Origin of the sequence: Erwinia artemisiae, from assembly GCF_051400835.1 — a bacterium.
In the GTDB taxonomy this organism is placed as follows: Bacteria; Pseudomonadota; Gammaproteobacteria; order Enterobacterales; family Enterobacteriaceae; genus Erwinia; species Erwinia aeris.
The window spans coordinates 141,010-155,172 of sequence record NZ_JBLFFM010000002.1 but is presented as its reverse complement, the minus strand read 5'-3'; the positions used below and the strand labels follow the sequence as shown (position 1 = coordinate 155,172).

12 protein-coding genes are annotated in these 14,163 nt (G+C 56.1%); 3 read left to right on the top strand and 9 right to left on the bottom strand.

The window, feature by feature from the left end; all coding sequences use genetic code 11:
* Nucleotides 1-3: 3 nt before the first annotated feature.
* Nucleotides 4-558, top strand: a complete 555-nt coding sequence (mepK, locus tag ACMGEE_RS05335) for a peptidoglycan L,D-endopeptidase MepK (protein ID WP_301251208.1) — start codon at nt 4-6, stop codon at nt 556-558.
* A 34-nt stretch (nt 559-592) separates the two neighbouring features.
* Nucleotides 593-1,222: an MBL fold metallo-hydrolase gene (locus ACMGEE_RS05330; protein WP_301251207.1), complete on the top strand. Its 630-nt coding sequence runs from the start codon at nt 593-595 to the stop codon at nt 1,220-1,222.
* 83 nt (nt 1,223-1,305) lie between these two features.
* On the opposite strand, the gene ACMGEE_RS05325 is transcribed toward ACMGEE_RS05330, so the two are convergent.
* From ACMGEE_RS05325 to pncB, 5 genes are all read right to left on the bottom strand, one after another.
* Nucleotides 1,306-2,496 carry an amino acid aminotransferase gene (locus tag ACMGEE_RS05325; protein ID WP_301251206.1) on the bottom strand — a complete coding sequence of 397 codons (1,191 nt, stop codon included), beginning with the start codon at nt 2,494-2,496 and terminating at the stop codon, nt 1,306-1,308.
* 182 nt (nt 2,497-2,678) lie between these two features.
* The gene (locus tag ACMGEE_RS05320) at nt 2,679-3,023 is read right to left on the bottom strand and encodes a hypothetical protein (protein ID WP_301729767.1); all 345 of its coding nucleotides are present in this window, start codon (nt 3,021-3,023) and stop codon (nt 2,679-2,681) included.
* 259 nt (nt 3,024-3,282) lie between these two features.
* Complete coding sequence (ompF, locus tag ACMGEE_RS05315; protein WP_301729766.1) at nt 3,283-4,443, bottom strand: porin OmpF; 1,161 nt, start codon at nt 4,441-4,443, stop codon at nt 3,283-3,285.
* Nucleotides 4,444-4,743: 300 nt separating this feature from the next.
* Complete coding sequence (asnS, locus tag ACMGEE_RS05310) at nt 4,744-6,144, bottom strand: asparagine--tRNA ligase (RefSeq protein WP_253454691.1); 1,401 nt, start codon at nt 6,142-6,144, stop codon at nt 4,744-4,746.
* Between the two features lie 167 nt (nt 6,145-6,311).
* The gene (pncB, locus tag ACMGEE_RS05305; protein WP_253454690.1) at nt 6,312-7,517 is read right to left on the bottom strand and encodes a nicotinate phosphoribosyltransferase; all 1,206 of its coding nucleotides are present in this window, start codon (nt 7,515-7,517) and stop codon (nt 6,312-6,314) included.
* Nucleotides 7,518-7,780: 263 nt separating this feature from the next.
* Here pncB and pepN point away from each other — a divergent pair, with 263 nt between their 5' ends.
* Nucleotides 7,781-10,396, top strand: coding sequence for an aminopeptidase N (pepN, locus tag ACMGEE_RS05300; protein ID WP_253454689.1), 2,616 nt, complete (start codon nt 7,781-7,783; stop codon nt 10,394-10,396).
* Nucleotides 10,397-10,460: 64 nt separating this feature from the next.
* Here pepN and ssuB read toward each other — a convergent pair whose 3' ends face one another.
* From ssuB to ACMGEE_RS05280, 4 genes are read right to left on the bottom strand one after another with little or no spacing between them, the layout of a single operon-like run.
* Nucleotides 10,461-11,249, bottom strand: a complete 789-nt coding sequence (ssuB, locus tag ACMGEE_RS05295) for an aliphatic sulfonates ABC transporter ATP-binding protein (RefSeq protein WP_253454688.1) — start codon at nt 11,247-11,249, stop codon at nt 10,461-10,463.
* Nucleotides 11,246-12,037, bottom strand: coding sequence for an aliphatic sulfonate ABC transporter permease SsuC (ssuC, locus tag ACMGEE_RS05290; RefSeq protein WP_253454687.1), 792 nt, complete (start codon nt 12,035-12,037; stop codon nt 11,246-11,248). The genes ssuB and ssuC overlap by 4 nt, the downstream gene beginning before the upstream one ends.
* A 7-nt stretch (nt 12,038-12,044) precedes the next feature.
* Nucleotides 12,045-13,190 (bottom strand): FMNH2-dependent alkanesulfonate monooxygenase, encoded by a 1,146-nt coding sequence (ssuD, locus tag ACMGEE_RS05285; protein WP_253454686.1) that lies wholly within the window; start codon nt 13,188-13,190, stop codon nt 12,045-12,047.
* The gene (locus tag ACMGEE_RS05280) at nt 13,187-14,155 is read right to left on the bottom strand and encodes a sulfonate ABC transporter substrate-binding protein (RefSeq protein ID WP_253454685.1); all 969 of its coding nucleotides are present in this window, start codon (nt 14,153-14,155) and stop codon (nt 13,187-13,189) included. Before ACMGEE_RS05280 ends, ssuD begins: the two co-directional genes overlap by 4 nt.
* Nucleotides 14,156-14,163 lie beyond the last annotated feature (8 nt).

The window sequence follows — 14,163 nt, the reverse complement described above, 5'->3', positions numbered from 1 at the left end:
TTAATGGATAAATTCGACTCTCATCGCCGTAAATTACTGGCCCTGGGCGGCGCGGCACTAGGCCTGTCGCTGCTTCCTGGCCAGGCTTTCGCTTCGCTTTCCACCTCACGTCCTCGCATTCTGACGCTGAATAATTTACATACCGGAGAAAGCCTTAAAACCGAGTTTTTCAACGGGAAAAGCTATGACAAGGATGAGTTAACGCGCCTTAACCATTTTTTTCGTGATTATCGCGCCAACAGGATCAAAAGCATCGATCCACATCTTTTCGATCAGCTGTATCGGCTCCAGGCGCTGTTAGATACGCGCAAGCCCGTACAGCTGATTTCCGGTTACCGTACGCTGGCGACCAACAACTCGCTGCGCGAACGCGGCAGCAGCACCGGCGTAGCCAAGCACAGCTATCATACGCTGGGCCAGGCAATGGATTTTCATATTGAGGGGATCGCCCTCAGCAATATACGCAAAGCGGCTCTTTCCATGCGGGCCGGGGGTGTAGGATACTATCCCAAAAGCAACTTTGTGCATATTGATACCGGGCCGGCAAGGCACTGGTAAGAAAATCCGGGCTGACCGGAATTAATGGAGCCTTATGAATTATCAAACTATTCCGGTAACGGCCTTTTCGCAGAACTGCTCTTTGATCTGGTGTCCGGTGACGCTGCAGGCCGCCATTGTCGATCCTGGCGGCGACGCGGAAAAAATTAAAGCGCAGACGACGGCAAAGGGCGTAACAGTTACGCAAATTCTGCTGACGCATGGCCATCTGGACCACGTAGGCGCGGCGGCTGAACTGGCTGCTTTTTATGCCGTACCGGTTGTTGGGCCGCATAAAGCAGATGCGTTCTGGCTGGAAGGACTGCCGATGCAGAGCCAGATGTTTGGTTTTCCTGAATGCGCGCCGTTAACGCCCGATCGCTGGCTGGAAGAGGGTGAGGTTGTGCACGTGGGCGATATCTCGCTTGAGGTTCTGCTCTGTCCGGGCCATACGCCGGGTCATATCGTATTTTTTGATCGGGCTTCTCGCCTGCTGATCTCCGGCGATGTGATCTTCAGCGGCGGCGTGGGACGTACCGATTTCCCTCAGGGCAGCCATAGCGACCTGATTGCCGCGATCAAAAACAAGCTGCTGCCGCTTGGCGATGACGTCACCTTTTTACCCGGCCACGGCCCCAGCTCGACGCTGGGCAGAGAGCGGATTTCCAATCCTTTTCTGCAATAAAGCTGCCGTATAAAAAAGCCTGCGTAATGCAGGCTTTTTTATTGCGTGACGGATAAAATATTTCGCATCCGCTTTATGTGCACTTACAGCACGGCGGCAATCGCTTCGCACAGCGGCGCCATATTGTCCGGCGTCATTCCCGCTACGTTAACCCGGCCTGAATTGACCGCATAAACGCCAAACTCTTCCCGCAGTCTAATCACCTGATCTTTGGTCAGGCCGCTAAAAGAGAACATACCGTTCTGGTTGATAATAAAGCTGAAGTCGCCTTTCGCCCCTTTTTCCTGCAGGGTATTAACAAACAGCTGACGCATACGGTGGATGCGCTGGCGCATATCGGTCAACTCCTGCTCCCACAGGGTACGCAGCGCATCGTTGCCCAGGATAGTGGCGACGACCGCCGCGCCATGCGCAGGCGGATTAGAGTAGTTTGCGCGGATGGTAGCTTTAACCTGGCTAAAGGCCGTGTCGGCAATATCGGCCGCGCTGGCGACCAGCGTGAACGCGCCTACGCGCTCATTATAAAGCCCGAAGTTCTTCGAATAAGAACTGGCGACAATCAGCTCCTGGTGTCCGGCAGCAAAAATGCGCAGGCCCTCTGCATCTTCTTCCAGCCCACGCGCAAAGCCCTGATAGGCAAAGTCGAACAGCGGCAGCCAGCCTTTCGCCAGCGACATCTCGGCAAGCTCCTGCCACTGTGCGGCCGTAGGATCGATGCCGGTAGGGTTATGGCAGCAGCCGTGGAACAGCACAATATCGCCCGCCTGCGCTTCACGCAGCGCGTTCAGCATTCCGTCGAAATCCAGCGAATGGCTGGCCGCATCGTAATACTGATATTCACAGACTTCCAGCCCGGCGGACTGAAACACATTTTTATGGTTAGGCCAGCTGGGATTGCTGACCCAAACGCGCCTGGCGCCGGTTTGCGCGGCAATAAAATCCGCCGCTACGCGCAGCGCGCCCGTACCGCCAGGCGTTTGCGCTGTACGCGCGCGTTTATCACGCAGGATGGCGTTATCTTTGCCAAACAGCAGCGCCTGCGTACATTTGCCAAAATCGGCCAGGCCATCAATGCTCAAATAATTTTTGGTCGTTTCATTTTCCAGCAGATACTGCTCGGCTTTTTTCACGCTGGTCAGCACCGGCGTTTTGCCGGTTTCGTCCTTATAAACGCCAATGCCAAGGTTAATTTTGTCAGGACGGTCGTCCGCACGATAAAGGTCGGCTAAGCCAAGGATAGGATCTGCGGGTGCAGCTGCAATGCGTTCAAACATAATGAAAGTCCGTTATAACCTGAAACGAAATGAGAATTCAGGGTACCGCCACTATGATAAAAATGCCAACCGTTTGCGCTAAAAACAGTGAAAGAATGCCCTGGATAAAGGTAGCGGCAGCCAGCTGCTATAAACACCTGTAAAGGTAAAATAAGCGCGGCCGCTTTCCTGGCGTACGGGGCCTATAGCCAATGAAAACCTCTGGCCATAATGTAGGCCAGGCCCAGCGCAACGCCGATCAGCGCGCTAAACATCAGGCGAAAATCAGTCTGCATATCTTTGCGGATATCTTTCATCTCACCGCGTACGTCCTGTATCTCACCGCGCACGTCCTTTATCTCGCCGCGTACATCCTTTATTTCCCCACGAATATCATGGAGCTCGTTTCTGATATCGTTAACGTCATGTCTGAGCCAGGCGATATGCATTTCGATACGGGTAAAGCGCGCTTCCGTCTCGGTTTCTTTTTTTTCCTGCTGGTTGCTGTGGTTTGACAGCGTTAGCAGAAGAGGGCTGTCCATATCCATATTGGCTCTCCTTAAGCTAAATCCAGACTGATTTTTTCATGTTCACGCGTGGCTAACAAACACTTTTGGAAATTTTTCAGGAACGCTGCGGCATGGCTCGAATTTTTATGAAACGGAAAAAGAAATTACATAGGGAAGCGACAGGTTTTATTTAGCAGCACGGGCAAGTCAGGAAGGGAATAAGGGCAGGCAGAGAAAAGCGAAGGTGCAGACAATAAAAAAGCGGGGCCGAAGCCCCGCCAGACGATTTGTTGCTTGATTAGAACTGGTAAACCAGACCTACAGCCACGGTGTCGTCGGTGTTCAGACCCAGTGGATTGTTGTCATCCAGCAGGTTGATCTGGTAGTCAACGTAAGTAGACATGTTTTTGTTGAAGTAGTAGGTTGCGCCCACATCAACATATTTGATCAGGTCAGCATCGCCAACGCCTTCGATATCCTTGCCTTTAGACTGCACGTAGGCCAGGGATGGACGCAGACCGAAGTCAAACTGATACTGCGCAACCAGCTCAATGTTCTGAGCCTTGTTAGCGAAAGAGTTAGCAGACCAGGAAGTGCTGTCAGCGTCGCTAAAATTGCCGCTGTAAGAAATTGGCGTGGCGTTACGGGTTTCACCGTACATCGCTGCCAGGTAAACGCTGTTAGCGTCATATTTCAGCGCGGTAGCCCATGCTTCAGCACGTTTACCCGCGCCGCTATTGATGGTGACGGATTCAGCGGAGTTATTCGGGTTAGTCACGGTACGCACGCCAGCTGCCTGCGCATCGGTACGGTCATAAGAACCATAAGCTGCAGACACGCCTACACCGATTGGCGCGGTATAGCTGGTAGAGACTGCGTAACCGTCTCCGTTAGCGCGGCGAATGTCGTCTTCACGCTCGTTTTTACCCTGATACTGTACGGCAAAGTTCCAGCCGTCAACCAGGCCAAAGAAGTTGGTGTTGCGGTAGGTCAGCACGCCGGTAGTACGGCCGCCCAGGATGCCCAGGTCGCTATAGGCAGAGTCGCCGCCGAACTCTGGCAGCATATCGGTCCAGCCCATTGGATCGTACAGCAGGCTGTAGTTACGGCCGTAATCGATAGAGCCGTACTCAGCGAATTTCAGACCAGCGAAGCCCAGACGGGTTTTGTTGCCGTCCTGCGCGTCGGAGCCGCCTTCAGAATTGTTTGCCTGGATGTTGTATTCCCACTGGCCGTAGCCGGTGAGCATATCGTTAATCTGGGTTTCACCTTTGAAACCAAAACGCACGTAGCTCTGGTCGCCATCGTTGCCGTCGTTATCAGAGAAATAGTGCAAACCAACTGCTTTCCCATAGAGGTCCAGCTTATTGCCGTCTTTGTTATAGATTTCTGCTGCATTGGCTGCACCAGCGGCTAACAGGGCTGGGATAACCAGTGCCAGAATATTGCGCTTCATCATTATTTATTACCCTCATTGGAGTTATCTGGACACCTGCCACTGCCGTCAATAATTCTTTACAGAACTACGATGAGAGTTTGGTGTCTTCCTGTATCTGCACGCATCTTTCCATTCGCGGTGCGGTTAATCTACCTCGAAAATGCTACTAATATCCTATTCTGGTTACAGGAAGAAAATTTGTGTTTCAATATGTAAATAAAACGGAACTTTGTGAACTATATCTAAATTTACAAAAATAAAAAAAGGCCAGCGAGGCTGGCCTTAGTTATATATATGAATTTCTTATATTTAATGCAAAAATCAGAAGCTGGCGTTGCGCGGCGTCCTTGGGAAGGCGATGACGTCCCTGACATTTTGCACGCCGGTAACGTAGGCGATCAGGCGCTCAAAACCTAAGCCGAAGCCGGAATGAGGCACGGTGCCGTAGCGGCGCAGATCGCGATACCACCAGTAGTCTTCTTTGTTCAGCCCCATCTCCGCCAGACGCGCGTCCAGCACGTCCAGACGCTCTTCACGCTGCGAACCGCCGATGATTTCACCAATGCCCGGCGCCAGAACGTCCATCGCCGCTACGGTTTTGCCATCGTCGTTCAGGCGCATATAGAACGCCTTGATGTCTTTCGGGTAGTTTTTCACTACGACCGGCGCTTTAAAATGTTTCTCCGCCAGGTAGCGCTCGTGCTCGGACGAGAGATCGATACCCCAGGAGACGGCGTTTTCAAACTTCTCGCCGCAGGCTTTCAGGATCTCGATAGCATCGGTGTAATCCACCTGCGCAAAATCGGTAGTAACAAATTGCTCCAGGCGAGTAATCGCTTCTTTGTCTACGCGTTCGGCAAAGAAAGCCATATCGTCGGCACGTTCGGCCAGGACGGCCTTAAAGACGTACTTCAGCATGGCTTCAGCCAGCGCGGCGTTATCTTCCAGATCGGCGAAGGCCACTTCCGGCTCCAGCATCCAGAATTCCGCCAGGTGACGGCTGGTATTGGAGTTTTCAGCGCGGAAAGTCGGGCCGAAGGTGTAGATTTTGGAAATCGCGCTGGCGTAGGTTTCACCGTTAAGCTGGCCGGAAACGGTCAGGAACGCCTCTTTACCGAAGAAATCTTCATCGTAATTGACTTTGCCTTCCGGCGTACGCGGCAGGTTTTCCATATCGAGCGTGGAGACGCGGAACATTTCACCAGCGCCTTCCGTATCGGAAGCGGTGATCAGCGGGGTGGAGACCCAGAAAAACCCCTGCTCGTCAAAGAAGCGATGCAGCGCCTGCGCCAGCGTATGGCGAACGCGCGCGACGGCGCCGATCAGGTTAGTGCGCGGACGCAAATGCGCCACTTCACGCAGATACTCGATGCTGTGACGCTTGGCCGCCATCGGATAGGTGTCCGGATCGTCGACCCAGCCCACGACTTCCACCGCGCTGGCCTGGATCTCAAAGCTCTGGCCCTGGCCTGGCGAGGCCACGACTTTTCCGGTGATTGCCACGGAACAGCCGGTGGTCAGGCGCAGCACTTCTTCCTGGTAATTATTCAGAGAATTATTAACGACGGCCTGGACAGGATTAAAGCAGGAACCGTCGTAGACGGCGATAAAGGAAATACCGGCTTTTGAATCTCTTCGGGTACGCACCCAGCCGCGAACGGTGACTTCGCTGTCAACCGCGATCCGGCCTTGCAGTACATCCGCTACAGGCACAACGCTCATATAAGTCTCTCTTTTCATCAGAATTAAAATTACCCGAAACCGGGGCAATGCTATGTTACTTGCCAGAAGATGAGACACAAGAAGAATTCGTTGCGAGGCAGGAGATTTCTTAACGAAAGGCAATCAGAAAGAGAGAAAGGCAGGGCGCCTTTCTCTCTGTAGGCAGCCTAGCTGGCTTTTTTCACCAGCGGCAGATCGAACGCCTTGCGCAGGGCGCGAACAAAAGCTTTATCCTGGCAAATGGTTTTGCCGGGGCTGTCGGAGAGTTTGGCGACCGGTTTGCCGTTGCACTCTACCAGCTTAATGACGATATTCAGCGGTTTTACCTGAGGGATATCGCAGGTCAGCCGCGTGCCGATACCGAAAATGACCTCAATGCGCTGGCCAAAGTGGCGATAAAGCTCCACCGCTTTTGGCAAATCGAGATTGTCTGAAAAGACCAGCGTTTTTTCCTGCGGATCGATGCCGAGCTTTTCGTAATGCGCAATGGCTTTTTCACCCCATTCCACGGGATCGCCGGAGTCATGGCGCAGTCCCTGATAGCTGCTGGCGAAATTCAGGCCGAAATCACGCAGGAAAGCGTCCATGGTGATGCAGTCGGTCAGCGCAATACCCAGACGGTTCGGATACTCCTCCAGCCAGGCCTGCAAGGCGGCGCGCTGGCTGTTGGCCAGAACAGGGCTGATCTGCTGATGTGCCTGGAACCATTCATGCGCCTGCGTGCCCACCGGCGCGAGCTGTAGCTGCCGGGCAACATCGTAGTTGCTGGAGCCGACCAGCCAGGGGAAATCGGCTTTTAGCGTGCTGACAATCGCCAGCTGCACATCGCGGGAGAAACGGCGGCGCGTACCGAAGTCCATCAGCTTAAAGCGGGACATATCCAAATCTGCCGTCAGCTTGCCGAAATCAAGCAGCTTGCTTTGCAGACGCTCGACGGCCATCGCGGGGACGACCAGCGGCGAGCGGTGGCGGTGCACCACTTCGCTGATCAGCGCCAGCAGCGGCACCTCCCACATAATCACCTCCCGCCACGGGCCGGCGATGCGGATATCCAGCTTGCCCTGATGATTGCGGATGCGCACCTGAGCAGGGTCATAGCGGAATTGTTTCAGCCACTGCAGATAATCCGCGCTGAAAAACGGCAGTCCGGCAAGATAGCGGCTCTCTTCGTCGCTGAGCGCCAGCGACTGCATCAGGGTCACCTGTTGAGCGATTTCCTCAGCGTAGATGCCAAGCAGATCGTCGCCACGGCAGCGAAACTCAGCCACTACGGAAACGTTCTGATAGCGATGAAATACCGCCTGCTGCATATGCAGCTTATAGGCGTCCGTATCCAGCAGCGTGGTCAGTATCGGGGAAGCATGTCGTGTCATGGTGCGTTTCAGCATCCTCTGGCGAAGAGCGTTATCCCTGGTTTAAAAAATAGTAATGACGCAGGAGTATAACTTGAATACTCATTTATTGAACCCGATCACAGCACAATTCGATCCGGCAGGTCGAGGGCAATCCGTGCGATTGTTAAGAGGATGTAGCTTTTAACAGCAATTCCGACCGCCCGACGCGATTCTCCATGGCAACATTGCAGGAAGCGGAATAGACTTGCAAAGTTAACTAATTATCGACATGAGAAGCACTTATGACGCAACTGCCACAAGCCAAAAATCGCCATGATTATCGTGCGCCGGATTACACCATTACCGACATCGATCTGACGTTTGAACTGGATGCCGCAACCACCCGTGTGACGGCCGTCAGCCGCGTAAAGCGTTTGGGCCAGGCTGATGCGTCGCTGCGTCTGGATGGGGAAGATCTGACGCTGGTCTCGCTGGAGATTGACGATCGGCCCTGGACGGATTACGCGCTGGAAGAGGGCGCGCTGATAGTTTCCGGCCTGCCGGAGTCATTCACGATGAAAATCGTCAACGATATTCATCCGGATAAAAACAGCGCGCTGGAAGGCCTGTATAAATCGGGCGAGGCGCTTTGTACCCAGTGCGAGGCCGAAGGCTTCCGCCATATCACCTGGTATCTGGATCGGCCTGACGTGCTGGCTCGCTTCACCACGACCATCATCGCGGAACAACAGCTTTATCCGTATCTGCTGTCAAACGGCAACCGGATAGCCGGCGGCGAAGCGGAAAACGGACGTCACTGGGTAAAATGGGAAGATCCTTTTCCAAAGCCGTGCTACCTGTTTGCGCTGGTGGCAGGCGACTTTGACGTGCTGCGCGACAGCTTTAAAACGCGCTCCGGCCGGGATGTTGCGCTGGAGATCTTCGTGGATCGCGGCAACCTCGATCGCGCCGACTGGGCAATGACCTCGCTGAAAAACAGCATGAAGTGGGACGAGCAGCGTTTCGGCCTGGAATACGATCTGGATATCTTTATGATCGTTGCCGTCGACTTCTTCAACATGGGCGCGATGGAAAATAAAGGCCTGAACGTCTTTAACTCTAAGTACGTGCTGGCGAAAGCGGAAACGGCGACGGATAAAGACTATCTGGGCATTGAGGCGGTGATCGGCCACGAATATTTCCACAACTGGACGGGCAACCGCGTCACCTGCCGCGACTGGTTCCAGCTTAGCCTGAAAGAGGGCCTGACCGTGTTCCGCGATCAGGAATTCAGTTCCGATCTCGGCTCTCGCGCGGTCAATCGTATCGATAACGTGCGCGTGATGCGCGGCGCGCAGTTTGCCGAAGACGCCAGCCCAATGGCGCATCCGATCCGCCCTGAGCAGGTGATCGAGATGAACAACTTCTATACGCTGACCGTGTATGAAAAAGGGTCTGAAGTTATTCGTATGCTGCACACCCTGCTGGGCGAGGCGAATTTCCAGAAAGGCATGCAGCTTTACTTCGAGCGCCACGACGGCAGCGCAGCGACCTGCGACGATTTTGTGCAGGCGATGGAGGATGCTTCCAACGTCGATCTTTCCCAGTTCCGCCGCTGGTACAGCCAGTCCGGCACGCCGGTGCTTTCCGTACGCGATGACTATAACGCCGAGCTACAACAGTACACGCTGCACGTTACCCAAATGACGCCGCCAACGGCCGATCAGAAAAACAAGCTGCCGCTGCATATTCCGCTGGATATCGAGCTTTACGACAGTGAAGGCAACGTCATTCCTTTGCAGCACAATGGTCATCCGGTTCATCATGTGCTGAACGTGACGGAAGAATTCCAGAGCTTTGTGTTCGACGAGGTTTATCAGCAGCCGATCCCCTCGTTGCTGCGTGAATTCTCCGCGCCGGTGAAGCTGGACTACAACTGGAGCGATGCGCAGCTGACTTTCCTGATGCGCCATGCCCGTAACGATTTCTCACGTTGGGATGCCGCGCAAAGTCTGCTGGCGACCCATATCAGGCTGAACGTCGCCCGCTTCCAGCAGGGCCAGCCGCTTTCGCTGCCGCTGCACGTTGCCGATGCTTTCCGCGCCGTGCTGCTGGAGGAAAACAGCGATCCGGCATTGATGGCGCTGATCCTGACGCTGCCTGGCGAAAACGAAATTGCCGAGCTGTTTGAGGTAATCGATCCGGTAGCCATTGCGGAAGTGCGCCGTGCGCTGCTGAGCACGCTGGCTACGGAGCTGGCGGATGAGTGGCTGGCGGTTTACAACGCGCATCGTGTGGACGAATATCGTATCGATCATGCCGATATCGGCAAGCGCGCGCTGAAAAATACCTGTCTCAACTACCTGGCCTTCGGCGAAACAGGGCTGGCCGAGAAACTGGTTACCGCCCAGTTCCGTCAGGCGAACAATATGACCGACTCGCTGGCGGCGATGACGGCCTCGGTTGCCGCGCAGCTGCCGTGCCGGGAAACGCTGCTGGCCGAATTCGACGAGCGCTGGCATAAAGATGGCCTGGTGATGGACAAGTGGTTTACTTTGCAGGCCACCAGCCCGGCTGCGGACGTACTTAGCCGCGTTCGCGCGCTGCTCAGCCATCGTTCCTTTACGCTAAGCAATCCAAACCGTATCCGTTCGCTAATCGGCGCGTTCGCCTCGGCTAACCCTTCCGCCTTCCACGCTGCTGACGGTAGCGGTTACCAGTTCCTGGTGGAGATCCTGACCGATCTGAATACGCGCAATCCTCAGGTTGCCTCGCGCATCATTGAGCCGCTGATCCGCTTTAAACGCTACGACGAAGCCCGTCAGGCGCTGATGCGCGGCGCGCTTGAGAAGTTAAAGGCACTGGAGAACCTTTCCGGCGACCTTTACGAAAAAATCAGCAAGGCGCTTCAGGACTAATCGTCCGGCGTAAATGACAAAAAGCCCCGACAGTCGGGGCTTTTTCTTTTAGCAACGGCGTAAATCAGCGTTGCGCGTAGCGTTTTTCTTCTTCCACCGGCGAGCGTTTCATGACGCGATCCAGCACTTTCGCTTCCAGCTCTGCCAGCCGCACGGAGCCTTTACGGCGCGGGCGCGGCAGGTCGATTACCAAATCCAGCCCGATATTGCCTTCTTCAATCAGCAGCACCCGGTCAGCCATCGCCACGGCTTCGCTGACGTCATGGGTGACCAGCAGCACGGTGAAATGATGCTGCTGCCACAGCGACTCGATCAGATCCTGCATTTCAATACGCGTCAGCGCATCCAGCGCGCCTAAAGGCTCATCCAGCAGCAGCAAACCCGGCCGGTGGATCAGCGCGCGGGCCAGCGCCACACGCTGCTTTTGCCCGCCGGACAGCGCCGCAGGCCATTCGTTGGCGCGTTCCGCCAGGCCGACGGCTGCCAGCGCCTCCAGCGCGTCGCTTTTCCAGGCACGGCCTTTCAATCCCAGGCCAACGTTATCGATAATGCTTTTCCACGGCAGCAGGCGCGCATCCTGAAACATCAGGCGGGTATCGTCTCTGGCTTCGCTCAGCGGCGCGCTACCGGCCAGCAGCTCGCCGGCGCTGCTTTTTTCCAGCCCGGCCAGCAGGCGAAGCAGGGTGCTTTTACCGCAGCCGCTGCGTCCGACCACCGCCACAAACTGGCCGGAAGGAATATGCAAATCGATGTTATTCAGCACGGTGCGGCCGTGATACTGCTTGCTGACGCGGTTAACGATCAGAGGCGTACCGGCGTTAAGACGCGCTGGAGAAGACGTTAACTCGCTCATGCGTTTTCCTCTTTAAGTTGATAAGCCGGATGCCAGCGCAACCAGACGCGTTCCAGTAACAGCGCGCTGACGTCAGCCAGTTTACCGAGCAGGGCATACAGGATAATGGCAACCACCACGATATCGGTCTGCAAAAATTCGCGCGCGTTCATTGCCAGATAGCCGATGCCGGAGTTGGCGGAAATGGTTTCCGCCACGATCAGCGTCAGCCACATCAGGCCCAGGGCAAAGCGCACGCCGACCATAATGGAGGGCAGCGCGCCCGGCAGCACCACCTGAATAAACAGGCTCCAGCCGGAGAGGCCATAGCTGCGGGCCATCTCTACCAGGCCGCGATCGATATTGCGGATGCCGTGATAGGTATTGAGATAAATAGGGAACAGCGTACCCAGCGCCACCAGAAAAATCTTGGCGGATTCGTCAATGCCAAACCACAGGATCACCAGCGGGATCAGCGCCAGGTGCGGCACGTTACGCAGCATTTGCACCGACGTGTCCAGCAGCCGTTCGCCCAGGCGCGACATGCCGGTAATCAGGCCGAGGATCAGGCCGATGGAACCGCCAATGCTGAAGCCGACCGCCGCACGCCAGCTGCTGATCGCCAGGTGCTGCCACAGCTCGCCACTGGCCGACAGCTTCCAGAACGTAATCACTATGGCTTCTGGCGAAGGCAAAATACGGGTAGAAAGCCAGCCGGTCTGTGAGGCGATTTGCCACACGATCACCAGCGCAATGGGCAGTGCCCATGGGATCAGCTGATTGCCGATACGATTAAGCGGTTTGCTCATAGCCACCTCAGCTCTGCGACACTTTTTGTGGAGCGAAATCATGCGCTACGGCTTCGCCGTGCGCGGTAATGTTGTTCGGCTGCGGCACTTCCGGCACGTTCAAATCGAGATGCGGGAACAGCAGCTCGCCGACGCGATAGGCCTCTTCCAGGTGTGGATAGCCGGACAAAATAAACGTCTCGATGCCCAGATCGGCATACTCCTGCATCCTGGCCGCTACGGTAGCGCCATCGCCGACCAGCGCGGTGCCCGCGCCGCCGCGTACCAGTCCGACGCCCGCCCACAGGTTGGGTGAAATCTCCAGCTTATCGCGACGTCCGCCGTGCAGGGCGGCCATGCGGTGCTGACCGACCGAATCGGTTTTTGCCAGCGCGGCCTGCGCCTTAGCAATAGTGGCGTCATCCAGATGCGAAATCAGACGATCTGCCGCTTTCCAGGCCTCTTCATTGGTCTCCCGCACGATAACGTGCAGGCGGATGCCGAACTTCACCGTTCTGCCCTGGGCCGCCGCTTTCGCCCGCACCTGCTCAATCTTCTCTTTGACCTGCGCCGGCGGTTCGCCCCATGTCAGGTAGACATCGACCTGTTCCGCTGCCAGATCCTGAGCAGGTTCGGAAGAGCCGCCAAACCATAACGGCGGACGCGGCTGCTGCACGGGCCGAAACATCAGCCGGGCGCCGCGAACGTGCACGTGCTTGCCTTCGTAATCCACCGTTTCGCCTTCCAGCACGCGACGCCAGACGCGGGTAAATTCCGCCGACTCAACATAGCGCTCACGGTGATCCAGAAAGACGCCGTCGCCCGCCAGCTCTTCCGCATCGCCGCCGGTCACCAGGTTAAACAGCGCACGGCCGTTTGACAGCCTATCCAGCGTGGCGGCCTGGCGCGCGGCCTGCGTAGGGGAGATTACGCCGGGACGCAGCGCAACCAGAAAACGCAGGCGCTGCGTCACGGGGATCAGCGACGCGGCCACCAGCCAGGCATCCTCACAGGAACGCCCTGTTGGGATCAGCACGCCACCAAAACCCAGACGATCGGCAGCCTGAGCAATTTGCTGCAGATAAGCGTGGTCGACAGGACGCGCGCCCTCCGTCGTGCCTAAATAGTGACCATCGCCATGCGTGGGCAGAAACCAGAAAACGGAAAGGCTCATTGTGGGACTCCTTGCGTAGCGGCGGCGACATGCCAGACACGGCTGGCGATATCGACTTTCACCGGCATTAAATGGTTAGCGTAAAAGAGATCGGCGGTATGCTGCTGGGCCTGTACGGTTTTCTCGCTGACCGGGCCGATAACGGTCGGCGGACGGTGATCGAGATAGCTGGCGATAACCGGTTTCGGCAGGCCGATAGTTTGCGAAAGCAGGGCAATGCTCTGCTCGCGATCGCTGCGGGTCAGCTCGTCGGCCTTGCTGAACGTCTCCAGCACCTGCTGCACGAAAGCGCCGTTGGCTTCAGCAAAGGGGCGGGTCGCCAGATAAAACGAACCGGTCAGGTTCAGCCCGTCGCCATCGGCCAGCACCCGCACGCCGCCCTGCAACAGCGCGGCGGAATAGTAGGGATCCCAGATAGCCCAGGCATCGACATCGCCCTGCTGGAAAGCCGCGCGGGCATCGGCAGGCGTCAGATAGGCAGGCTGAATATCACTGAATTTCAGCCCGGCTTTGGTCAGCGCGCGCAGCAGTAAATTATGCGAGCTGGAGCCCTTCTGGAAAGCCACCTTATGGCCTTTCAGTTCGGCGACGCTTTTAATCGGGCTGTTTTTGGCTACCAAAATCACTTCGGACTGTGGCTTGGGCGGCTCTGAGCCGACATAAAGCAGATCGGCGCCGGCCGCCTGGGCGAAGATTGGCGGAATGTCGCCCGTGCTGCCTAAATCGATGCTGTTAACATTCAGCGCTTCCAGCATTTGCGGGCCGGCCGGAAACTCAATCCATTTAATCTGCGTATGAGGGAAACGCTTTTCCAGCAGCTGATGCGAGCGGGCCAGCGCCATGCTCACCGACCCTTTTTGATAGCCAATACGGAAAGCGGCAGGCGCGGCCTCGTCCGCCAGCGCGCCGCCAGTGAGCAGCGCGCTGAAAGCCAGCGCCGAGACAAAACGTGTAAACAGGCTCATGGGCGCTT

Coding starts and splice junctions, on each gene's coding strand:
- mepK (WP_301251208.1), top strand. CDS start 4: ATGGATAAATTCGACTCTCATCGCCGTAAATTACTGGCCCTGGGCGGC.
- ACMGEE_RS05330 (WP_301251207.1), top strand. CDS start 593: ATGAATTATCAAACTATTCCGGTAACGGCCTTTTCGCAGAACTGCTCT.
- ACMGEE_RS05325 (WP_301251206.1), bottom strand. CDS start 2,496: ATGTTTGAACGCATTGCAGCTGCACCCGCAGATCCTATCCTTGGCTTA.
- ACMGEE_RS05320 (WP_301729767.1), bottom strand. CDS start 3,023: ATGGATATGGACAGCCCTCTTCTGCTAACGCTGTCAAACCACAGCAAC.
- ompF (WP_301729766.1), bottom strand. CDS start 4,443: ATGATGAAGCGCAATATTCTGGCACTGGTTATCCCAGCCCTGTTAGCC.
- asnS (WP_253454691.1), bottom strand. CDS start 6,144: ATGAGCGTTGTGCCTGTAGCGGATGTACTGCAAGGCCGGATCGCGGTT.
- pncB (WP_253454690.1), bottom strand. CDS start 7,517: ATGACACGACATGCTTCCCCGATACTGACCACGCTGCTGGATACGGAC.
- pepN (WP_253454689.1), top strand. CDS start 7,781: ATGACGCAACTGCCACAAGCCAAAAATCGCCATGATTATCGTGCGCCG.
- ssuB (WP_253454688.1), bottom strand. CDS start 11,249: ATGAGCGAGTTAACGTCTTCTCCAGCGCGTCTTAACGCCGGTACGCCT.
- ssuC (WP_253454687.1), bottom strand. CDS start 12,037: ATGAGCAAACCGCTTAATCGTATCGGCAATCAGCTGATCCCATGGGCA.
- ssuD (WP_253454686.1), bottom strand. CDS start 13,190: ATGAGCCTTTCCGTTTTCTGGTTTCTGCCCACGCATGGCGATGGTCAC.
- ACMGEE_RS05280 (WP_253454685.1), bottom strand. CDS start 14,155: ATGAGCCTGTTTACACGTTTTGTCTCGGCGCTGGCTTTCAGCGCGCTG.